This window comes from Streptomyces sp. NPDC053474 (genome assembly GCF_044544845.1).
Lineage (GTDB): Bacteria > Actinomycetota > Actinomycetes > Streptomycetales > Streptomycetaceae > Streptomyces.
Window position 1 is genome coordinate 71792 of the sequence record NZ_JBITXV010000010.1, and the last position, 21766, is coordinate 93557.

Annotated in this window: 13 protein-coding genes; 2 read left to right on the top strand and 11 right to left on the bottom strand. The window is 73.6% G+C overall.

Translation table 11 applies throughout. The features are described from left to right. Nucleotides 1–23: 23 nt before the first annotated feature. Nucleotides 24–767 carry a 3-oxoacyl-ACP reductase family protein gene (locus tag ACIG3E_RS24200; protein WP_399620022.1) on the bottom strand — a complete coding sequence of 248 codons (744 nt, stop codon included), beginning with the start codon at nt 765–767 and terminating at the stop codon, nt 24–26. A gap of 245 nt (nt 768–1012) precedes the next feature. Here ACIG3E_RS24200 and ACIG3E_RS24205 point away from each other — a divergent pair, with 245 nt between their 5' ends. Beyond that, nucleotides 1013–1807: an enoyl-CoA hydratase/isomerase family protein gene (locus ACIG3E_RS24205; protein ID WP_399620024.1), complete on the top strand. Its 795-nt coding sequence runs from the start codon at nt 1013–1015 to the stop codon at nt 1805–1807. 239 nt (nt 1808–2046) lie between these two features. Here ACIG3E_RS24205 and ACIG3E_RS24210 read toward each other — a convergent pair whose 3' ends face one another. Both ACIG3E_RS24210 and ACIG3E_RS24215 read right to left on the bottom strand, forming a co-directional pair. Then, nucleotides 2047–6201 (bottom strand): amino acid adenylation domain-containing protein, encoded by a 4155-nt coding sequence (locus ACIG3E_RS24210; protein ID WP_399620027.1) that lies wholly within the window; start codon nt 6199–6201, stop codon nt 2047–2049. A gap of 25 nt (nt 6202–6226) precedes the next feature. Continuing rightward, nucleotides 6227–7426, bottom strand: coding sequence for an NAD(P)/FAD-dependent oxidoreductase (locus ACIG3E_RS24215; RefSeq protein WP_399620030.1), 1200 nt, complete (start codon nt 7424–7426; stop codon nt 6227–6229). A gap of 148 nt (nt 7427–7574) precedes the next feature. Here ACIG3E_RS24215 and ACIG3E_RS24220 point away from each other — a divergent pair, with 148 nt between their 5' ends. Continuing rightward, on the top strand, nt 7575–8618 hold the full coding sequence (locus ACIG3E_RS24220; protein WP_399620033.1) for a zinc-dependent alcohol dehydrogenase family protein: 1044 nt from the start codon (nt 7575–7577) through the stop codon (nt 8616–8618). A gap of 47 nt (nt 8619–8665) precedes the next feature. On the opposite strand, the gene ACIG3E_RS24225 is transcribed toward ACIG3E_RS24220, so the two are convergent. The 8 genes from ACIG3E_RS24225 to ACIG3E_RS24260 all read right to left on the bottom strand — a co-directional run bounded on the left by ACIG3E_RS24225 (nt 8666) and on the right by ACIG3E_RS24260 (nt 21759). Further along, nucleotides 8666–9298 (bottom strand): DUF2461 family protein, encoded by a 633-nt coding sequence (locus tag ACIG3E_RS24225; protein ID WP_399620036.1) that lies wholly within the window; start codon nt 9296–9298, stop codon nt 8666–8668. Nucleotides 9299–9312: 14 nt separating this feature from the next. Beyond that, on the bottom strand, nt 9313–10539 hold the full coding sequence (locus ACIG3E_RS24230) for a cytochrome P450 (protein ID WP_399620039.1): 1227 nt from the start codon (nt 10537–10539) through the stop codon (nt 9313–9315). A 28-nt stretch (nt 10540–10567) separates the two neighbouring features. After that, nucleotides 10568–12427: an amino acid adenylation domain-containing protein gene (locus ACIG3E_RS24235; RefSeq protein ID WP_399620042.1), complete on the bottom strand. Its 1860-nt coding sequence runs from the start codon at nt 12425–12427 to the stop codon at nt 10568–10570. After that, complete coding sequence (locus ACIG3E_RS24240) at nt 12424–13419, bottom strand: TauD/TfdA family dioxygenase (protein WP_399620045.1); 996 nt, start codon at nt 13417–13419, stop codon at nt 12424–12426. Before ACIG3E_RS24240 ends, ACIG3E_RS24235 begins: the two co-directional genes overlap by 4 nt. A 50-nt stretch (nt 13420–13469) precedes the next feature. Beyond that, the gene (locus tag ACIG3E_RS24245) at nt 13470–14246 is read right to left on the bottom strand and encodes a thioesterase II family protein (RefSeq protein ID WP_399620048.1); all 777 of its coding nucleotides are present in this window, start codon (nt 14244–14246) and stop codon (nt 13470–13472) included. Between the two features lie 151 nt (nt 14247–14397). Then, nucleotides 14398–18393 (bottom strand): amino acid adenylation domain-containing protein, encoded by a 3996-nt coding sequence (locus ACIG3E_RS24250; protein ID WP_399620051.1) that lies wholly within the window; start codon nt 18391–18393, stop codon nt 14398–14400. A gap of 1 nt (nt 18394) precedes the next feature. Further along, entirely contained in the window at nt 18395–20761 is a 2367-nt protein-coding gene (locus ACIG3E_RS24255; protein WP_399620054.1) for an amino acid adenylation domain-containing protein, read from the bottom strand. Beyond that, complete coding sequence (locus ACIG3E_RS24260) at nt 20758–21759, bottom strand: hypothetical protein (protein ID WP_399620057.1); 1002 nt, start codon at nt 21757–21759, stop codon at nt 20758–20760. Before ACIG3E_RS24260 ends, ACIG3E_RS24255 begins: the two co-directional genes overlap by 4 nt. Nucleotides 21760–21766 lie beyond the last annotated feature (7 nt).

The following is a 21766-nucleotide window of genomic DNA, read 5'->3' on the forward strand; positions in this document are numbered from 1 at the left end:
CGACGGGCGGGGACGGGTGGCTCTCAGTCGTGGACCGCGCCGGGCAGGAACGCGGCGGCGGAGAGCCCTCCGTCGACGGTGAGGGTGGTTCCCGTGACGTAGCCGGCCTCGGGCGAGGCCAGGAAGCTCACACAGGCGGCGATCTCGGCGGGCTTGGCGGCCCGTCGTGCCGGGATCGCCGCGCGGGCCGAACGTCTCAGGAACTCGACGTCACGCACGAGTTCGGTCTCGACGAGGCCGGGAGCCACCACGTTGACGGTGATGCCGCGTCGGGCGACTTCGACGGCCACCGATCTGGTCAGGGCCTCCAGGCCCGCTTTGGCCGTCGCGTAATTCGCCACGCCCGGCAGTGATCGACCGCCGAGCACGGAACCGATGTTGACGATACGACCGAAGCGCGCCTTCCCCATAGCGGGAAGAGCTCTGCGCACGGTTCGGTAGACGGAATTCAGGTTGGTGTCCAGCACCACATTCCAGTCGTCCGGTTCCATGGCGGAGAAGATCTGATCGGACCGGATCCCGGCATTGTTTATCAATACCGTGACAGGGCCGAAGGCGGATTCGGCGGAATCGAAAATTCTTTCCACGTCGGTGGAAACGGTGACGTCGGCCTGGACGGCAAGCGCCTTGCCACCGGCGCGTTCGACCGCCTCAACCGTGCGCCGCGCAGCGGCCTCGTCCGCGCGGTAACCGACCACAACGGGCCTTCCGGTGGCGGCGAGCGAGAGCGCGATGGCCGCGCCGATCCCGCGCGACGCGCCCGTCACCAGAGAACAACTTTCGTCAGGTGGACGCATTGGAGCGACGTTCGGCATGCAACCCCCGTGGAACATCGCGTACGAAGAGCCGACGTAAAGGGATTCACATCGGCGGTCTGAGGGCGATGGTAGGACACCGCCCTCGAAAAGTCACCGTTGTTAAGCGGTCTTGTGAGCGCCCTTACGGAGATCTACGCTGCCCTGCCATGGAAATGAGTTCGGCGGCCGATTCCTCATATTCCCCATCCGTCACCGTGTCCCACGTTCCCGTCTCCACCCAGGGGCGCACGGCCGTGGTGACCCTCGACCGTCCCGACGCCGGCAACGCGATGGACACTCCCCTGCTGGTCCAGCTCACGGAGGCACTGCGGTCCCTGACGGCCGATCCGGAGCTGCGCGGGGTCCTGGTCACGGGCGCGGGTCGGGCCTTCTGCCTCGGCGGCGATCTGCGCGCGTACCACCAGGCCATGTCGGACCCGCAGTTCGACCCCGTGGCCTACGGCGATCGGCTGACGGGGCTGTTGTCCGAAGTGGTGCTGAGCGTACGCTCCTTGGGCTGTCCGGTCCTGGCCGCGGTCAACGGACAGGCGGCGGGCGCCGGGTTCTCCCTCGCGCTGGCCTGCGACCTGCGCATCGCTTCGCGCCGGGCGTCCTTCCACTTCGCGTACGGCGCCATCGGGGCCTCGACGGACGCCGGCATGGCCTGGTTCCTGCCCCGCGTGGTCGGCCACGCCCGCGCGCTGGAACTGCTCCTGGAACAGCCCGTCCTGCGCCCCCCGCAGGCGCTGAAGGAGGGCCTGGTCGGCGCGGTCGTCGACCCCGGGGACCTGGTGGACGCGGGGCTACGCCGACTGGAGGAGCTGGCGCAGGGCGCCCCGCACGCCATCCGCAGCGCCAAGCGGCTGCTCGACCGGAGCCTGTCGACCGGCCTCGCGGAACACCTCGAGCTGGAGCGCGCGGACTTCGCCGCCGGGGTGGCCTCTCGTGACATGCGGCGCGGGGTCACGTCCCTTCTCGCCGGGGAGTGGCCCGAGTTCCGGGGCGAGTGACCTCTCCGTCGTCGCCCGTGGCGGCCTCGGCGCCGCCGCCCCCTGCGTCCTCGTCGCCGGTGTCGTCCCCACCGCCCGTACTGTCCTTGGCGTAGCCGCCGTCCGCGCCGCGTACGCACCCGGCGTGCGCGCCTCGTACACGGCCGGGAGCAGCGCCAGCGACGTCGGCACGAGCATCGCCCCGCCCACGGCCTGCACGACGCGGGCGGCCGAAGGGCATCAGGAAGGCGGTGCCGCATTCATGTCAGGGTGGTATCGGACCACGTGTGCCGGTCCGCGCTCTCCAGGTCGGCGAGGAGCACGGCCGCGATCTCGGACCGCGGCTGCGGGTCCATCAGTTCCTCGTGGCGGAAGCCGATCCGGGAGACGTGGACCGCGCCCTCAACGTGGGGAGCCCAGCTGTCCGCCCGTGCCCGGAGTTCGTCCTCGGTGGCGCCCTTCGTGCCGACGAACAACCGGACGGGGCCGGTGAAGCGGGTGGGGACATAGCGCTGGGCCAACACGGCGTTGGTGCGCATCACGGCGAGCACGCGCTCCAGGTGCCGGGCGCCGATGCCCGCGAGCCTGCTGCCCTCGTCCCGGGCCAGGGCGAGCGCGCTGTCCGGGGTCAGCGTGGTGCCGGGGTGAGGGACGCCCGCGTGGCCCAGGAAGTCCGTGAGGAGTTCGCTCTCCGAGGGCGGCCGCTCCCCCGCGACGGCGGGTCGGCTGTCCACCACCGTCAGCGAGGCGACCACCTCGCCCGCGGCCCGCAGCCGCACCGCCGCCTCGAAGGCGAGCAGCCCTCCGAACGACCAGCCGAGCAGGTGGTAGGGCCCGTGCGAACGGATCTCCCGGATGCGGCCGAGGTATTCCTCGGCCACCTCCTCGACCGACGCCGGGAACCGGGAGGGGCCGCCGATGTGGGGCGACTGCAGACCGAAGACGGGCCGGTCGGGGCCCAGGTGCGCGGCCAGACCCGCGTAGGGAAGGCTCAGGCCGAGAGCGGGGTGGAAGCAGAACAGCGGGGGCCGGGAGCCGGAGGAGCGAATCGGAAGGACCGGCACGAAGGAGTCCTGCGAGGTCTCCCGTGGGCTGTCCGGCCGCGATGGCGTGCCGGGGGCCGCGGCGCCCTTGTCCCGCAGTACGGCGGCCAGTTCGGCCGCGGTCGGTGCCGTCAGGATGTCGGTCAGGGACAGGCGTACGCCCAGGGCTCGGCGGATGCGTGCCAGCGCCTGGGTGGCCAGGAGGGAGTGTCCGCCCGCTTCGAAGAAGCTGTCCCTGATGCCGATCCGTACGCCTCCGAGGACGTCGTTCCAGATGTCGAGGAGCGCCGCCTCCACCTCGTCCCGGGGGAGGTCGTCGGTGGATGTCCGGCCGAGGTGGGCCTCCGGGTCGGGCAGGGCGCGGCGGTCCACCTTGCCGTTGGCCGTCAGCGGGAGCCGGTCGAGGAAGACGATCACGGACGCGGTCATGAAGGCGGGCAGCCGCTGCGCCATGCGGTGGGCGAGGTCGGGCTCGGCGGCCGGGTCCGCCACCACATAGGCGCTCAGGCGCGCCTCATCGGTACCGGCGGCGTCGACGACGACCACCGCGTCCTTGACCTGCGCCGAGGAGAGCAGCAGCGTCTCGATCTCGCCCGGCTCGACACGGTATCCGCGGACCTTCACCTGGTGGTCGAGCCGTCCTCGGAAGTCGAGTTCCCCGCCGGGCAGTGACCGGACCAGGTCTCCGGTGCGGTACATGCGGCTGCCCGCCGGGCCGTAGGGGTTGGGCAGGAACTTCTCCGCGGTCAGGCCGGGCCGGTGCCAGTAGCCCCTCGCGAGGCCCGGCCCCGCGAGGTACAGCTCACCGACAACGCCGACGGGCACCGGCGTCAGGGCGTCGTCCAGGACGAGGGCCTGGGTGCCCGGGAGCGGCTGGCCGATCGTGATCCGTTCCGCCGTGGTCACCTCGCGGCCCGTGGCGTAGGTCGTGTACTCCGTGGGGCCGTACAGGTTGTTGATGCGTGCCCGGGGTGCGAGTGCGCGCAGCCGGTCCACGATCTCGGGCCGCAGCGCCTCGCCCGCCAGGTTGATCGCGCGTACGCCCGGCGGGATGCGGCCCGCTTCGGCGAGGACCCGGCCCACCGACGGCACGATGTTGAGCAGGCCCACGCCCGCGGAGCCGTCCGAGGCGTCCGCGTCCAGTAGGTCCAGGGCGTTGTCCGCCAGGATCACCGTGCCGCCGACCGACAGCGGTGCGAACAGCTCGAAGACGGAGAGGTCGAAGGAGATCGACGTGCCGAAAAGGACCCGGGCGAGTTCCTCCTCGGTGAAGGAGGTGCTCGCCCAGCGCACGAACGCGACCGCGTTCGCGTGCCGCAGCACGACTCCCTTCGGTCGACCCGTCGATCCGGAGGTGTACAGGCAGTACGCCGCGTTGTCCGGCACCACACCGGGGTCGGCGTACGGGACGGAGACGGCGAACGGCTCGTCGATCAGAAGTAGTTCGGCCGCGGGCCGCTCCAGCCGGTGGGCGACGTCGGAGGCGGTCACCACCACCTTCGCCCCGCTGTCCTCCAGCATGTCCTGGACGCGGGCCCGCGGATACTCCGGGTCCAGCGGCAGATAGGCGCCGCCCGCCTTCAGGACGGCCAGCAGGGCGACGACCGTCGTGGCCGAGCGGCCGAGGAAGACGCCGACGAGCTGCTCGGGGCCGATCCCCCGCTCCCGCAGCAGCGCCGCCACGCGGTCGGCCCTGGCGTCGAGTTCGCGGTAGGTGAGCCGCTCCTCCCCGGCGACCACCGCGAGGGCGTCGGGGGTGCGGCGTGCGGTGCGTTCCACCAGGTGGTGCAGGCAGGCGTCGGCGCCGGTCGGCCGGGGCGCGCGGGACAGTTCGGCGACCCGGGCGGCGAGCCGCGCGTCCGGGAGGAGGGACAGCTCGCGCAGGGGGGCGGCCGGGTGGCGGGTGACCCGGTCGAGCAGGGTCAGGATGCCGTCGGCCAGGCCCTCGATGGTCGACCGGTCGAACAGGTCGGTCGCGTACTCCAGGCCCGCCGTGATCGATCCGTCGGGGCCGATCTCCTCCGTGACGAAGGTCAGGTCGAACTTCGCCGTGCGGTCCCCGGTGTCCAGCTGCGTGACCCGCAGGTCGCCCAGGCGGTGCTCGCCCGGCGTCAGATGGGCGGACATCACCTGGAAGAGGGGGTGGGCGCCGGCCTCGCGGGCGGGGGCCAGCTCGGCGACCAGTCGGCCGATGGGCAGGTCACGGTGGTCATAGGCGGCGAGCAGGTCGGTGCGCACGCTGTCCAGGAGGGACAGGAAGGTGCTGTCCCTGCCGATGGTGCTCCGCAGGACGACGGTGTTGACGAAGTAGCCGATCAGGGAGGTGGCTTCGTCGTGCGAGCGCGCGTCCACCGGGAATCCGACGCAGATGTCCGACTGCCGGGTCCACTTCGCCAGCGCCGCGTGGAAGCCCGCGAGCAGCACCGTGTACAGGGTGGCGTCGTGTTCCCTGCGGAACCCCTCCAGGCGCGCGGCGAGCTCCGGTGGCACCCTGAACCTCAGCATGTCGCCGGACTGGGTGGGCACCGCGGGACGGCTCCTGTCGGTCGGCAGGTCCAGCAGGGGCGCCGCTCCGGCGAGCCGGTCCTTCCAGTACCGCAACTGCCGTGCGTAGTCGGGCCCTTCGGCCCACTCCCGCTGCCACACCGCGTAGTCGGCGTACTGCGCGACCGGCGGCGGCAGCGGGGAGGTCCGGCCTTCGGCGCAGGCGCGGTACAGCGTGTCCAGCTCGTCGAACATGATCGCGGTGGAGGGCCCGTCGATGGCGATGTGCGGGACGGTGACGAGGAGGACGTGGTCCGTGGGCGCGGTGCGGACCAGGTGCACCAGCAGCGGAGGGTCGGCCGCCAGGTCGAAGCGGTGGTCGGTGTGGGCGTCGCTGATCGCCGCCAGCCGGTCCGCGCGCCGCTCCGGCGGCAGCCGCGACAGGTCGGTGACGTCCATGGGAACCTCGCCGGGCGGGTCGACGAGCTGGTGTCCGACCCCGTTCTCGGAGACGTAGCGCGTGCGCAGGCTCTCGTGTCTGCGCACGAGTTCCCCGAACGCGCGGCGCAGCGCGCGCACGTCCAGGTCGCCCCGCAGACGCAGGTCCGTCCGTACGTTGTACGCCCTGTCGTGGGCGCCGAGTTGGTCGATGTACCAGAGCCCTTCCTGGCCCAGGGAGAGAGGGAGGCGCGGCGGGCGCGGCCTGCTGGTGAGGGAGGTCCGGTCCTGGCTGAGCGCCGCGACGATCTCAGCTCTGGCGCTCCGCAGGGCGGCGAGGACGGCCGGGGCGAGCGGCTCGGGCGCGCGGTAGCGCAGCGCGCCCTCGTGGACCCACAGTCGGGTGCCACAGGCGCGCAGCTCGGCGAGCAGGCTCTGCACATCGCTCATGACCAACTCCTGGTGGGTGGCGGGGCTAGCTCAGCGCGAGGAGGTCCAGCAGGTCCTCGTTGTAGAAGTCGTCCAGGCCGCAGGCCCCGGACAGGGTGCCGAAGTACCGGTCGACCAGGTCCTGGCGACCGGCGATCGCCCGCAGCAGGCAGAGCCGTGACTCCGCGACCCTGAGCTCGGCGGTGGTGAGGGTGCTGCGGTAGAAGCCCAGGAACCGCTGCTCCAGCTCGGCGGCGTACCGCGCGAGCGCCGCGTCGAGGCGGGCGCCGTCGTCCAGCCCGGCGCCGGTGCTCTCGACGCTCTCGACGAGGAGCTGCGCCTGGAGGAAGGCGTCGGTGATGCCGCGTGCGGCGATGGAGTCCTTGTGGTGGGCGGCGTCACCGACCAGCGCCCAGCCGGGGCCCGCCGCCCGGCGCAGGTAGTTCTGCTGGTCACCGGTGCCGTAGAGCCGTTCGACCCGGCGGGCCGAGGCCATCCGCTCGAACAGGCGGGGAGCGGTCGTGCGCACCGCCTCCAGATAGGCGGGCTCGGCGGCCGCGCGCACGGTGTCGAAGTCCGCCTGCGGGAAGTACGTCATCACCAGCGTGAGCGCGTCGTTGGTCGGGATCACCCCGATCCACCGGCCGGGCCGCTCGTACAGCTCGAAGTCGACGGGCAGGCCTTCCCAGTAGCTGTAGTAGGTGCAGGTCATGCGCCGGTCCTCGGTGACCGTCGGGGCCTTGGCAAGGCGGGCGACGAGCGAGCGCATGCCGTCGGCGCCGACGACGAGCCGGGCGCGTTCGACCGACCGCCGCCCTCGGGGTGTGGTGTACGCGACTCCGGTGACCCGGTCGCCGTCGAAGAGGAGGTCGTCGACGCGGCACTCCTGGCGGAGTTCCGCGCCCGCCGCGACCGCGGCGCCGGCGAGGAGGGGGTCGAGCACGTGGCGGCGGGGCGCCATCCCCGCCCGCTGGCCGTCGACGGGCGGGGAGCAGCCCGAGATGCTGACGTCAGCGGCCTGGTACCGGACGCGTTCCAGGGGCGGGCAGCCGGAGTCCCGCACCGTGGCGAGGAGTCCCCAGCGGGCCAGGAGCGCGGTGCCGGGCTGGTGGATGTAGTGCGACGAGAGCGTGTCGCGCGGGAAGCGGACCCGGTCCAAGAGCAGGACGCGGTATCCGGCGCGCGCCAGGAGCATCGCCGTGGGGGATCCCGCGCAGCGCGCGCCCACCACAATGACGTCGTACATCGTGTCTTCTTCCTCCTGGTTGTCGGGCCGTGGACGGTATGGGCCCGTTGATTGCGCGGGGCCCCTGCGCCTTAATGAGGTCGGCGACGGTGCCGCCCCGCCGCTTCCCGTCGCAGCCGTGCGGTCCGGACGAGAGGAAGGGGTTCGCGTGCGTGCGATCGTGATCCGGGCGCCGTACGACGTCCGTGTCGAGGAGGTGCCGGACCCGGTCGTGCGACGGCCGACGGACGCCGTGGTGCGTCTGCTCGGCTCCTGCGTCTGCGGCAGCGACCTGTGGGCCTACCGGGGAGTGGCACGCACCGCGCCGGGGCAGCGGATGGGGCACGAGTTCGTGGGCGTCGTGGAGGAGACCGGGTCCGAGGTGACCCGGCTGCGGCCCGGGGACTTCGTCGTCGCGCCGTTCGCCTGGTCCGACGGCGTCTGTGTGTACTGCCGCTCGGGTCTGCAGACCTCGTGCCCGCAGGGCGGGTTCTGGGGTGACGAGGGCTCCGACGGCGGGCAGGGCGAGGCGGTGCGGGTGCCGTTCGCAGACGCGACGCTGGTGCCGCTGCCGCCGGAGCTCGCCGGGGAGCGGAAGCTGCTGCCCGCCCTGCTCGCGCTGTCCGACGTCCTGAGCACCGGTCACCACGCGGCGGTGAGCGCGCGGGTGCGCCCGGGCAGCACGGTCGCGGTGGTCGGCGACGGCGCGGTGGGCCTGTGCGGGGTCCTTGCCGCGCGGCGCCTCGGCGCGGAACGGGTCCTGCTCCTCGGCCACCACGAGCCACGCGTCGCCGTGGCGCGCGCCTTCGGTGCCAGCGACGTGATCTCCGTACGCGGCGACGCGGCCGTGGCCGCGGTGCGCGACCTGACGGGCGGCGAGGGAGCCCCGGCGGTCCTTGAGGCGGTCGGCACCGCCCAGTCGCTGAACACGGCCCTCGCCATCGCCCGGGACGGCGGTACGGTCGGCTGCGTGGGGGTGCCGTACGGCGGCAACGCGGGCGTGGATCTGCGCCGGATGTTCGACCACAACATCGCCCTGGGCGGGGGCATCGCCCCGGTCCGCGCCTACATTCCCGCCCTCCTGCCGGACGTGCTCTCCGGCGCCCTGGACGCGGGGCCCGTCTTCGACCGCACGGTCACGCTGGCCGAGGTGCCCGACGGCTATCGGGCGATGGACGACCGGTCGGCCCTGAAGGTACGCGTCACGTTCTGAGCGCGCACGGCGGCGGTACGGGGGTGCCGAGCGGGGTCCTCGTCCCGTCAGGCGGCGCGCTTCACGTGCCGGACCAGCCACCTCAGCAGGGGATCCAGATCGGCGGCGGCCGACAGGACCCGGTCGACGGCCTCGGGGGTGTGCAGCCAGTCCCCGTCGCCGAGGTAGCGGGCGGCGATCAGCGAACGGTGGCGCAGCAGGTGGGTGCGGGCGTGGTCCACCGGATAGCCGCGCGGGGGGCGTTTCATCACGTCCCCGGAGATCTCGTAGCCCTTCTTGCGTACGTCCTCGACGAGGGCGGCCAGGTGTCGGCCGCTCCCCTCGGCGGCCACGGCCTTGCGGAACGCGTCCACCTGGCCGGGGTCGGGGTACCACCAGGCGCCCTGGATCCGCAGGCCGTCCAGGTCGAACCGGAGACCGATCTCGACCTTGCGGCCGAGGCGGATCACCGCGCCCTGGTGCTGCCACCACCACGCGTCGGTGCGGTAGTGCCAGACGGAGAAGTCCTCGTAGCGGGGGTCGGCGTCGGCGACCTCGTGCAACAGGGCGATCATCGGCTGTCGGACGAGGTGTTCGCGGTCCGCGCGGCAGCGCTCGCGGGTCGTGTGGGACGGCTCGCCCTGCAACCGCATCAGCACGTCCATGGCCCGCTCCGGCCAGCCTGTGAACCGTCCACGCATCCGCGCAGGATAGCTCACCCATGATCCGCGCGCGGGGACAGCGAGACGGGCAGGGAGGCGTAGCCCCAGACGTGGTGCGAGGCGTTGCGGCGGGGCTCGCCGGCCAGTGCCACCTTCCCTGTGCGGTGGGCGAGTTCGCCGAGGAACACGGAGAGCAGGAGCCGGGCGAGCGGGGCGCCCAGACAGAAGTGCACCCCGGTACCGAACGTGAGGTGGCGGTTGGGCCGCCGGTCGAAGCGGGCCGTGTCGGGTTCCTCGAAGGCGGAGGCGTCGCGGTTGACCGACGCGAGCCACACCACGACCGCGTCACCGGCCTTGATCCCGGCGCCGGACAGGGTGAGGTCGCGGGTGGCGACGCGCAGCACGTGCGTCGCCGGGGCCGTCAGGCGCAGGATCTCCTCGACGACGGGCGCCGTCTCCAGGCGGCCCGCGCACAGCGCGGCCCATGCCGTCGGGTGCCTCAGCAGGGCCAGCAGCCCCGAGGTCATGGCGTTGCGGCTGGTCTCGGTGGCGGCGACGATCACGTTGTCGCAGGCCAGGATGATCTCCTCGTCCGAGATGTCCTGGCCGCGGGAGCGGGCGTGCAGCAGCGCGGAGACGACGTTGGCGTCGGGGGCGCCGGGCGGTTCGAACAGCGCCTCGGTGTAGTAGCGCAGGATCTCCAGGTGGGCCTCCTGGACCTCGCCGCTGTCCACGTCGGCGCCGGTGACGCAGGCCATGGCGGCTTCCAGCGGGCCGACGGCGTCGTCGCGTACGCCGAGGAGTTCCGCGGTGACGGCCAGGGGGATGCGGGCGGCGATGTCGGTGGCGACGTCGCAGCGTCCGGCGATCAGGGCCTCGTCGATCAGCGCCGCCGTGACCTGACAGGCGCGGGTTTCGAGGCGGGCCATGGCGCGTGGGGTGAACAGGGGGGTGAGGGCCTTGCGGATCACGTCGTGGCGGGGCGGGTCGGTGAGGGCCAGCATCGTCCCGGCGCCCGGGTAGGGCTCGGTGAGGTTCTCCCGGAGCATGGTGCCGCGGGTGGAGGTGAAGTCCTTCCAGTCCCTGAGGACCCGCTGGGCGTCCGCGTAGCCGGTCACCGACCAGAAGCCGCCCCGCTCCCCCTCGTCCTGCCAGCTGACCGGGCGCGTGTCCCGCAGCTCCCGCCACAGGCCGTGGGGGTCGCCGCGGGCGTACAGGTCCGGGTCCGTGAGGGAGGGCGCGGGGCCGGAGAAGGGGCACTCTGGGGGCGCGAGGGGCACGGGTGCACTCCGTTCGGGGTCCGGTGGGCTAGGGCCGGTCGGCGAGGAGGTCTTCGACGTGGCGGGCGAGCTCCCGCAGCTGGGGGTGCTGGTAGACGGCGCGGGTGGAGATCACCACGCCCAGGCTCCTCTTGAGGCCCGCGATCACCTTGAGGGCCATCAGGGAGTGCCCGCCGAGCACGAAGAAGTCGTCGTCGGCGCGGACCCGGTCCCGGCCGAGGACCTCGGCCCAGGTCCGCGCGATCAACGGCTCGACCGGGCCGGTCGGTTCGAGGTGCCTGTCCTCGTCCGCCGGGCGCGCCGCGCGGGCGCGGTCGGCGGCGGTCGGCAGGGCGGCGTGGTCCAGTTTGCCGTTGGCGGTCAGCGGCATGTCCGGCAGGACGGTGAGGCGGGAGGGCACCAGGTAGGGCGGCAGGGTCGCGGCGAGGTGGCCCAGCAGACGTGCCGCCGTCCGTTCGGGGGTGTCGGCCGTGGCGGGTCCGTGGGCCAGGGTGCAGTACGCGGAGAGGCCTCGCGCGGGATCCGCGGTGACCGCCGCCGCGGCGACGTCCGGGTGGTCGGCCAGGACCGTCTCGATCTCGCCGGGCTCGACGCGGAAGCCGTGCAGTTTCACCTGGCGGTCGGTCCGGCCGAGGTAGTCCAGGGTGCCGTCGGCGCGGCGTCGTACGCGGTCCCCGGTGCGGTACATCCGGGATCCCGGTGGCGCCGCGGCCGCCGGGTCGGGCAGGAACCGTTCCGCGGTGAGGGCGGGGCGGCCCAGATACGCCTGCGCGACACCGGCGCCGGAGAGGAACAGCTCGCCCTCCGTGCCGTCGGGCACCGGCCGCAGCCGCGCGTCGAGCACCTGGCCCCGTACGCCGTGCAGCGGCAGGCCGAGATGCGGCCGGTCGCCGGTGATCCACGCGGCGGTGGCGTCGACGGTGGTCTCGGTGGGGCCGTAGACGTTGACCGCCTCGACGAGCCCGCGCTCGGCCGCGAGCGCGAGGTCCCGCCACAGGGGCACGGGGATCGGCTCGCCGCCGACGAACAGGCGCAGCGGTGTGGCCCCGGGGTCTTCGAGCAGCGGGTCGCGCAGGACCTGCCAGTGCGAAGGGGTCACGTCGAGGTCGGTCACGGCGTGCTCGCGCACGTGCGCGGCGAAGGCCGCGGGGTCGGAGCGCAGCCGGTCGTCGATCAGGACGAGGGTGTCGCCGCGGCACACCCGGGCCCACTGCTGGACGGACGCGTCGAAGGAGACGCTGGCGTTCCAGCCGACCGTGCGGGGCGCGGCCGCGTAGAGCCCTCCGTGTTCCAGGGCGGCGATCAGGTGCGCCACGCCGCCGCGGGAGACGACGACGCCCTTGGGCCGCCCGGTCGAACCGGAGGTGTAGATGACGTAGGCGGGGTCGTCGGGGGTGGGGGTCGCCTCCGGGCGGCGGGCGGCGGTGTCCGGGGCCCGCTCGTCCACGGTCACCTGGCGGACGCCCGGGTGGGGCGCCGGGTCCGGCCGGTCGGTGACGACCAGGCGCAGGTCCGCGTCCCGCGTCATGTGCGCGAGGCGCTCGGCGGGGTAGCCCGGATCGAGCGGGACGTACGCGCCGCCCGCCCGCCACACCGCGAGCAGCGCGACGACGAGGTCCACCGACCGGGGCAGCCGTACGCCCACCAGCGTGCCGCGGCGCACACCGTGCCCGGCGAGCACGTCGGCCAACCGGGCGCTGCGGTCCTTCAGTTCACCGAAGCTGAGGCAGCGGTGTCCGTCGCGGACCGCGGGCCTGCCCGGGTCGCGGTCCGCCTCCCGCAGGAAGCGCGGGACCGGATCCTCGTGGGGGCCGGGCTCCGGGCCCGGCGGTGTCTGTGCGCTGTCCGTGTCCGCCATGGCGGCCGCCTTCGCCGTACGGGGGGTCATGCGGCAAGGCCCGCGAGGGCGGGCACCGTGGGTCGGCAGTCCTCCAGGCGGACGGGGTCGCCCATCGCCACGAGGATCCTGCGCTCGCCCCGGAAGGCCTGGCGGCCGTGGGCGGCGAGGACGTTGTCCACCACCATCAGGTCGCCGGGCCACCAGCTCTCCCACACGGTGGCCTTGTCGTACGCGGCGTGGATGGCGGCGATGTCCTCCTCGGCGAGGGGCTCCCCGTCGCCGTAGGAGGTGTTGAACGGCAGCCGGTCCGGGCCGAGTTCCTCCAGCAGGACGTCCCGGATGTCCGGGTCGAGGGACCAGGCGTTCCAGAACGCCACGTGGTTGAACCAGACCTCGTCGCCGGTGCGCGGGTGCCGGATGACCGCGGAGCGCCGCTGGGTGGTGCGCAGCGCGCCGTGCTCGTCCCAGCTGTGGGCGATGCGCTGGCGGCGGCAGTACGCGGCCACGGCGTCGGCGGAGTCGGTGCCGAAGGCGGTGCGCCAGTCGAGCGAGAGGTGCTCGTCGTAGGTGCGCGTCAGGGCCCAGCCCTGCCGTCGGAACCGCTCGGTGAGCTCCGGGGGCAGGTGGCGCAGCACCTCCCGGCAGTCCGCGACGGGGGTGGCGCCGCCGTGGTCGGGCGCGGTCAGACAGCCGAACAGCAGGATGCCGGGGAAGGTCAGGGTGTAGCTGTTCTCGTTGTGCGGCCGGATGGGCTGGCTGGGCGGCAGGTCCGTCGAGGAGAAGACGTCGTCGCCGTACGCGGTGCGCGGGGTGGCCTTCTCGCGGTAGGCGGCGTTCTCGGTCAGCAGCCGGTTCCGCAGCGCCGCGAAGTCCTGGGGGGTGGTGAGGGGCAGGCCGCGCAGGCAGACCGCGCCGTACCGGTCGAGGGCCGTGCGCAGGGGTGCTCGCACGGAGTCCAGCCAGGCGCCTGCCTCGGCCACGTCCTGGGTGTGCGGGGCCTGGACGAGGGCGGGTCGTCCGGCCGGCTTGACGCAGTCCACGATTGCCTCTCCTTGTGAAGGGCGGTCGGCCCGGTCCTGGTGACGGGCGCTCAGCCCGGCGTCGGCCGGTGTGCGGTCAGCGCCGCGAAGTGCGTGGGCAGCGCCTCCCAGACCGCCGGGGTGTAGAAGTGGCCGCCCGGCAGCCGGTCGGCGCGCAGGGTTCCGCTGGTCGCCTCGGCCCACTGCCGGTCGGCCCGCGGTTCGATGACGGGGTCGTCCGCGCCGTACAGGACCTGCACGGGCACGCTCGTGCGGGTCTTCGACGGCCGGTAGGAGTCGCGTACCCGTACGTCGGCCCGCATCAGGTCGATCGCCATGCGGCGCAGGTCGGCGTCCTCGAGCGCGTAGTCGGGCAGCGATCCGCTGGTGCGCATCCAGCGCAGCAGGTCCTCGTCGCCGTCCTCGGCGCACGGGAAGCGGTCCCGTTCGGTGACTCCGCGGTACGGGGCGTTGCAGGAGGACACGATCAGGGCCTGCGGCAGGGGGCCGCCCCGCCGTTCGAGGCGGGTGGCCACGTCGTACGCCATCCAGCCGCCCATGCTGTGGCCGAACAGGACGTAGGGCAGCTCGCCCGCGGCGCCGCGCACCGCCTCGGTGGTGTCCTCGGCCAGTGCCTCCCAGCCGGGGGCGAAGTCCTCGGCGAACCGGGCCTCGCGGCCGGGGTAGCACACCAGCGCGAAGTCTGTCTCCTCGTCGAGCAGGGGGCCCCAGCCGCGGTAGGCGCCGGTGCCGCCGCCGCAGAAGCCCAGGCAGACCAGGGTCCGCCGGGCCGCGGGTCGGCGCAGGGGGCGGATCACGGCCCGCCGCGGGTCGAGGCGGGTGGTCATCGCGGTGTCCCCCTCCGCCGGGGTGCTGTCGCGGCCCGGTGTTCCGGGCGTGCGGGCTCGGCCCTGCGGTCGCTCACTTCGGCTCCTTCCTCGTGCCGGGTCCTGGCACGGCGCGGTCGTCGGGTCGTGCGCGTGGATCGTGCCGGTGGGGTCAGATCTCGGTGAAGTCCAGGCCAGCCTCGGCGATCGCGGTGAGTACGCAGGCCAGTCGGGGCGCGTGGCGCTCGTCGAGCAGGGTGAAGTGGTTGCCGGGCACGGTCTGGGTCACCACGTCGGACAGCACCTCGCCCCAGCCGTGGTCGGGCCCTTGGCGCAGCACGGCGTAGGGGTCGGGCGAGGCGCCGGTCTCGGCGGCGCGCAGGAGGTGCACCGGCCCGTCGTAGGGGTGCGGGGTGTAGTCGAGGTACGCGCCGCGGTTGCGCTCGATCGCCCGCCGCAGCCGGGTCAGTTCGTCGGGGGCCTCGTCGCCGATGGCCGAGTCCAGGCCCTCCGTGGCGATGATGTCCAGGTCCAGGAGCGCGGCGCGCGCCGCGGCCCGCTCCACGGGGTCCAGGCGCCGTCCGTCGGGCGGCACCCAGGTGTCCAGCAGGACGGTGCCGGTGGCGTCCTCGCCGCGCTTGTGCCAGGCGCGGGCCATCTCCAGCGCGATGCACCCGCCCATGGACCAGCCGACGAGCAGGACGGGGCTGAGGCCGCGCACGCCGTCGACCGCCTCGACGTAGCGGGCCGCGAGGCTCTCGACGGTGTGCTCGGCCTCGCCGTCCGGGGACTGCAGGCCGAGGACGGAGAAGTCGTCGCCGAAGGCACGGGCGACGGCGTGGAAGGGCAGCGCGGAGCCGGACGTGGCGTGGACGAAGACGACCAGGGGCCTGCCGGGGCGCGGCACCAGGGGCACCAGGCTGGTCTCGGGGGCGCTGTGGGTGAAGTCGAGGCGCTCGGCGAGCCGCCGGACCGTCGGCGCCTCGAACACGTCGGCCACCCGCAGGCGCACGCCGAGGCGGCGCGCGCACACCGCGATCAGCTTGAAGATCTTCAGGGAGTGACCGCCCAGGTCGAAGAAGCTGTCGGTCACCCCCACCTCGGCCAGGCCGAGCGCCTCGGCGTAACTGAGGGCGAGCTGGCGCTCCACCTCGCCCGCGGGCTCCACCCGGGGGGTGGTGCGCGGGAGCGTCTCGCCGAGCCAGGCCCGTTGCAGCGCCCGGCGGTCGGTCTTGCCGTTGACGTTGACGGGGATGGACTCGATGGCCTGGACCCCGGCGGGGACCATGGTCTGCGGGAGCGCGCCGCGCGCGTGGTCGAGCAGGGCCGCGGCGTCGAACGGGGCGCCGGGCGCGGTGCGGACGAAGGCGGCCAGGGCCCGGTCGACGCCCTCGCCCACCGTGACCACCACACATTCGGCGACATCGGGGTGCTGGCGGAGCACCGCCTCCACCTCGGCCAGTTCGATGCGGTTGCCCCGGATCTTGACCTGGGTGTCCAGGCGCTCCAGGAAGGTCACCGTGCCGTCCGGCCGGTAGCGGCACAGGTCGCCGGTGCGGTACATGCGGCTGCCCGGCGGGCCGTAGGGGTCGGGCAGGAAGCGCTCGGCGGTCAGTTCCGGGCGGTGGTGGTAGCCGTGGCTGATGCCGATCGGGGAGCTGAGGTAGGCCTCGCCGGGCACGTTGACCGGCACGACGTTCAGCTCCTCGTCCAGTACGTACATCCGGTAGTGCCGGTGGGGGCGGCCCAGCGGCACGACCGGGTCGCCGGGGGTGTCGGCGAGGCGGGTGCTGACCATGCAGGCGGTCTCCGTCGGGCCGTAGCCGTTGATCAGCTCGGTGCCCAGGGCGGCGAACTTCGCGTAGAACGCGTCGCGCAGGCCCGGTGTCACCACCTCGCCGCCGGTGTGCAGATAGCGCACGGCGCGCCAGCGCCCGGGGTCGTCGATGTGGTCGACGACCGCCTGGAGCAGGGTCGGGGTGAGGTACACGGTGGTCACCGCGTGCCGTTCGACCACCTCCACCAGCTGCTGGGGGTCCTTCTCCGCGCCCGGCGGGCACACCACGATGCGGGCGCCCACGTACAGCGGCCACAGGATCTCCCACAGCGAGGTGTCGAATCCGTAGGAGGTCTTGAACAGCATGACGTCGTCGGGCCGGTAGGCCAGCTGGCGCTGCATCTCCAGGATGTCGGCGACGGCCGTGGCGACCGGGCAGATGACGGCCTTCGGCTTGCCGGTGGATCCCGAGGTGTACAGCAGGTGGGAGACGTTGTGGCAGTCGCCCTGGGCGGGGAGGTCGTGCTCGGCCTCGTGCGCCGCGGCCTCATCGAGGTCCGCGAAGGTGTGTACGGCCCAGGTCCCGACGGGCATCCGGCCGGTGCCGTCCGCCTCGGCGACCACGAGCTGCGGGGCGGTGTCCTGGAGCATGAACGCCAGGCGGGCGTCGGGCAGTTGGGGGTCGAGGGGCACATAGGCCGCGCCGCTCTTGGCGACGGCGTACACCATCGCCAGGGTGCGCACGCCGCGGTCCATGAACAGGGCCACCCGGGTCCCGGGTCCGGCGCCCAGGCCGCGCAGCGCGCGGGCCAGACGGTTGGCCCAGGCGTTGAACTCGCCGTAGGTGAGGGTCCGCTCGCCCACCTCGACGGCGACCGCGTCGGGGGTGCGGGCGACCTGCTGCTCGAAGGGCTCGGCCAGGGTGGCGTACGGGACGTCGAGCGGCTGGTGGGGGTTGAGGCCGTAGAGGATCCGCTGCCGTTCCGCGTCGGTGACCAGGGGGTGGGTGCCGACGGCCGCGTCGGCGTCCGCCGCGAGTGCGGTGCTCAGGTGCAGCCAGATGTCGCGGAACCGGTCGAGGGTCGTGGCGTCGAAGAGGGCCGCCGAGCACTCCATGACGCCGCTGACGCCCTGGGGCGTCTCCGACAGCGTCGCCGACAGCTCCCACTTGGCCGTGCCGTACTCCAGGAGCTTGAGCGGGTTCAGCTGCGCGCCGCGCAGCTGGAGCCGTTCGTCGCTCTGGAAGCCGAAGAAGGTCTGGAAGACGGGGTGGGTGGTGAGGCGGCGCGGGGTGCCCAGGGCGTCCACGATCCGCTCGAAGGGCACCGTCTGGTGGTCCTGGGCCTCAGCGGTGGTGGTGTGCACGGCGCGGATGACGTCGTGGAACGACGCGGCGGCGACCACGTCGGTGCGCAGCGCCACCGACTTCACGAAGCATCCGGCGATCCGCTCGGCGTCGGGGTGGTCCCGGCCGCTGAGGGCGGTGCCGACGACGATGTCGCGCTGTGCGCTCAGCCGCATCAGGAACACCTTGTAGGCGGCGAGCAGCACGACGAACAGCGTGGTGCCGTTGCGCGTGGCCAGGTCCTTCAGGGCATCGACCAGACCGGGCGGCAGCTCGACGGCGACGGAGTGGCCGCTGCGGCTCGGCTCGTCGCCGCGCGGCCGGTCGGCGGGCAGGTCGAGGACGGCCAGGTCGCCGCCGAGCTTGTCCTTCCAGTAGGCGAGTTCGACGGCGGCGCGGTCCGTGTCGGCGGTGTCGTCGAGCCAGGCCGCGTAGTCGAGGAAGCCGACGTCCGGCGGCGGCCCGAGCGGTGCGCCCGCCAGCAGGGCGCTCAGCTCCTCCATGTACGTCGACATGGAGGCGTAGTCGTTGACGATGTGGTGGACGACGAACACAAGGAGCGTCGCGTCGCCGGGCAGGGCGACGGCCGAGACGCGGAACAGGGGCGGCCGGTCGACGCGCAGCGGCACCTGGGCGCTGGCGTTGGCGATCTCCTCGGCGCGGCGCTCGGCGTCCTGGGCGGGCAGCGCGCGCAGGTCGTGCCAGTCCACGTCGGGGTCGAACGGCGGCCGGTCGTACTGGCGGGCCTCGCCGTCCTCGACGGTGATCCGCAGCCGCAGCGCGTCGTGCCGCTCGACCAGGGTGCGCAGGGCGCGGCGCAGGTCGGCCTCGGTGCAGGCCCAGGGGATGCGCAGGTTGTCGAAGCAGTTGTACTCGGTGCTGTCCGGGAAGAGCTGGGTGAAGAACCAGATGCCCGCCTGGGCGGGGGTGAGCGGTACGCCCGTGCCGGGCCGGTGCGCGGGGATGGCCAGGTGGCGGGTGGTGGTGACGCTCTGGCTGAGCAGGCGCCTGATCAGTTCGTGCCGGGCGTCGGTCGTCTTGTCCATCTCAGCCTCCCGAGCCGCGTGCGTTGAGTGCCTCGATGCGCTCGGCGGCCTCCTGCTCGGACATCGAGCCGACGAGTTCGCCCAGGGTCCGTTCGATGAGGGCGGCGAGGCCGCGTACGGTCGGGTCCTCGAAGAACGCGGCGACGGGGACGCGGATGCCGAACAGGGCGGAGATCCTGACCATCACCTGGGCGACCTTGAGCGAATTGCCGCCCAGGGAGAAGAAGTTGTCCGTCGGTCCGACGTCGGGCAGCGTGAGGACGCGGCTCCACAGGCGGCAGAGTTCGGCCTCCAGGTGCGACCGCGGCTGCTCGCCCTCGCCGCGGGCCGCCCTGTCCTTAGCGGTCGGCGCGGGCAGCGCGGTGCGGTCCAGCTTCCCGGAGGCGGTGGAGGGCAGGGCGGGCATGCGGACGTAGACCTGGGGCAGCAGGTGGCTGGTGAGGCGTTTGGCCGCCCACCGGGCCAGCTCCTCGATGTCCACGTCCGTGCCGACGACGTAGCCGACGAGGGTGGCGTCGCCCTGCTCGTCGGGGCGTACCAGGACCGCGCAGTCCCGCACGCCGGGTCCTTCGGCGAGGACCGCCTCGACCTCGGCGGGTTCGACCCGGGCGCCGCGGATCTTGGTCTGGGTGTCGGCGCGGCCCAGGAAGAGGATCTGTCCGTCGGGGGCGTGCGCGCCGAGGTCCCCGGTCCGGTAGAGGCGTTCACCGGGTGCGAGGGCGTAGGGGTGCGGGACGAAGCGTTCGGCGGTCAGCGCGGGCTGGTGGTGGTAGCCGCGGGCGAGGCCGCCGACCCCGGCGACGCAGATCTCCCCGGGGACGCCGTCCGGCACCGGCTGGAGCGCCTCGTCGAGCACGTAGGGCCGGTACAGGCCGACCTGGCGGCCCACCGGTACGTGGGCGGCGTGCGGCGGAACGCCGGTGTCCAGGTGCGGCCGTCGACCCGCCCAGACGGCGAGCTCGCACGTCTCGCTCTGGCCGTACGCCGAGTGGATCTCGGCGTCGCCGAACCGCTGCCGCACCCCGTCGAGGAGCCGCGTCGGCAGGGCCTCGCCCGAGGTCTGCACCCAGCGCACGCCGGGGAACTTCGCGTCCCCGGCCTCGTCGAGGAACACCTTGAGCATGGACGGCACGAAGTGGACGAACGTCACCTCGCCGCGGGTGAGCAGATCGACGAGGTGGGCGACGTCCCCCTCGCCGTGCGGCTCCGCCAGGCGCACCGCGCCACCGGCCGACAGCGGCGCGAGGATCTCGATGACGGCGACGTCGAAGATGAGCGGCGTCTTGTGCAGGGTGACCGTGCCGGGTCCCAGACCGTAGTACTGCGCGGTCCAGTCGACGCGGATCGCGGCGCACGTGTGGTCCGTGACCACGCCCTTGGGGACGCCGGTGGAGCCGGAGGTGAAGTAGATGAACGCGGCGTTGTGCGGGTGCACGGAGGCGCGGGCCACGGCGCGTTCGGCGGTGTCGGTGGTGTCGGTGTCCGGCCGCTCGGTCACGCACGGGACGTCCAGGCCGTCGACGGCGCGGGTGCCCGGTGCGGAGACCAGCAGCTGGGCGCGGGCCGAGCTGAGGACGGTCCGGATGCGTTCGGGCGGCATCCGGTCGTCGAGGGGGACGAAGGGCGCGCCGCACTTGAGGACGGCGAGCAGGGCCACGACCAGTTCCGTCGAGCGGCGCAGGTGGAGGGCGACCGGCCGCTCGGGTCCCGCGCCCAGGGCCGTGAGCCGGTCGGCGAACCGCTCGGCGCGGGCGTCGAGTTCGCCGTAGGTGACGGTGTCGTCGCCGGTGAGCAGCGCGACGCGGTCGGGGTGGCGGGCGGCCTGTTCCTCGAAGGGGCGGTGCAGCGGGTGCGGCGCGGGGGCGGCGGCCGCCCCGGCGTCGGTCGCGGCGATCCGGGCCGCGGCCTGCTCGGCGCTCAGCAGGCGCAGCGAGCCGACGCGGGTGGCGGGCTCGGCCAGGGCGTGGCGCAGCAGGGATTCCAGGGCGGCCGGGGTCCACTGCCCTTCGGGCGCCGTGATCTCCGCCGTGGCCTCTTCGGCTCCGGGCGGGGTGTGCAGGACGACCTGTACGGCGTCCGGGGCGCTCGGTGTGGACGGGGCGGCCGAGGCGGTCGGCGCTGGTGACGCGGAGTGGGCCTGTGCCACGAGGTCGGTGAAGCGCACCGCGTCCGTCACCCGTACCGCCGACGGCGTGCCGCCGGTGATCAGTCGGCGCTCCTCGACGCGGTCGTAGCGGAACAGCGTCGCCGCCACCGCCGCGGCGACGACCGTGTCCGCCTGGCAGCCGTCCTTCCGCGCGAGGGCCGCGACCCGGGCCATGAGGTCCGGCGGCAGGGTCAGCCGCACGGCCGGTCGGTGGGTTGTCACGGGGTGTCCTCCCCCTCCGTGTGGCGGCCCGCGCTCGACGGTCCCGCGAAGCCGCAGGTGAGTTGCGCGGTACGGGCGGTGATGCTCGGGAAGCGGTGCTCGCACTCGCCGATGAACGGGGTGCGGTACGGGGGTGGCAGCCCTTCGAAGGTCTGCTCGCCGTACGGGTACAGGCCGTTGAGGGACACGTCGATCAGCGCGGCGCGCAGTCGCCGCAGCAGTTGGTCGAGCACCTGCCGCTCGGGGACGGGCCTGCGGACCGTCAGGAAGAAGTGGTCGTAGAAGATCGAGCGCACGGCCCGGTCCTGGAGGCGCATGTCCCCCACGGACTGCTGGAGCAGGGACTCGCTGCCGGGCACCAGGCGGGCCGCCACGGCGCCGTGCACGACCTGGTTGACCCTCAGCGCCTCCTCCAGCTCGGGGTTGCCGAGGCCGTCGGCGGCGGTGGGGACCCTGCCGTGGAAGAGTCGGCGCACCGGTCGGTAGTCCGGTGCCCAGCTGCCGCTGAATCCGTGGTGGTGGCGGTGCATCGCCGGGCGGATGACCCGCTCGTAGCTGTCACGGGTGCAGGAGCTGGTGTACAGCATCATGGCGTTGTAGCCCTCGGCGAGGCCCGCGAGCAGTTCGGCACCGGTGCGGGGCGGGTCCGGCGACGGCCGTGGGTCCGGCGCCGACCCCGGCTCCGGCATGCGGGCGAGGACCCGCGCCATCAGGTGCCACAGCAGGAACGAGATCTGGTGCCCGGTGATCCACCGGAACCAGAACACGTCGTCGAGGGTGTCGCGGTCGGCGAGGTGGATCTCCTCCCGCGACAGCCACGCCGTGGCGAGTCCGAGCCTGCGCGCGGCGTGCTCCAGGGCGGCGTGCTCCAGGGCCGCGTCGTCGGCGGTGTCCGGCCCGTCCCGGCCGAGGTCGTCCGGCTCGGGCAGGTGGAGCGGCTCCAGACCGTAGGGGTAGGCGCCGAAGTCCCATTCCGCCACCCGCGTCGCAGTCGTCACCTCACCG

Coding starts and splice junctions, on each gene's coding strand:
- ACIG3E_RS24210 (WP_399620027.1), bottom strand. CDS start 6,201: ATGAGCGATGTGCAGAGCCTGCTCGCCGAGCTGCGCGCCTGTGGCACC.
- ACIG3E_RS24215 (WP_399620030.1), bottom strand. CDS start 7,426: ATGTACGACGTCATTGTGGTGGGCGCGCGCTGCGCGGGATCCCCCACG.
- ACIG3E_RS24225 (WP_399620036.1), bottom strand. CDS start 9,298: ATGCGTGGACGGTTCACAGGCTGGCCGGAGCGGGCCATGGACGTGCTG.
- ACIG3E_RS24235 (WP_399620042.1), bottom strand. CDS start 12,427: ATGACCCCCCGTACGGCGAAGGCGGCCGCCATGGCGGACACGGACAGC.
- ACIG3E_RS24245 (WP_399620048.1), bottom strand. CDS start 14,246: ATGACCACCCGCCTCGACCCGCGGCGGGCCGTGATCCGCCCCCTGCGC.
- ACIG3E_RS24250 (WP_399620051.1), bottom strand. CDS start 18,393: ATGGACAAGACGACCGACGCCCGGCACGAACTGATCAGGCGCCTGCTC.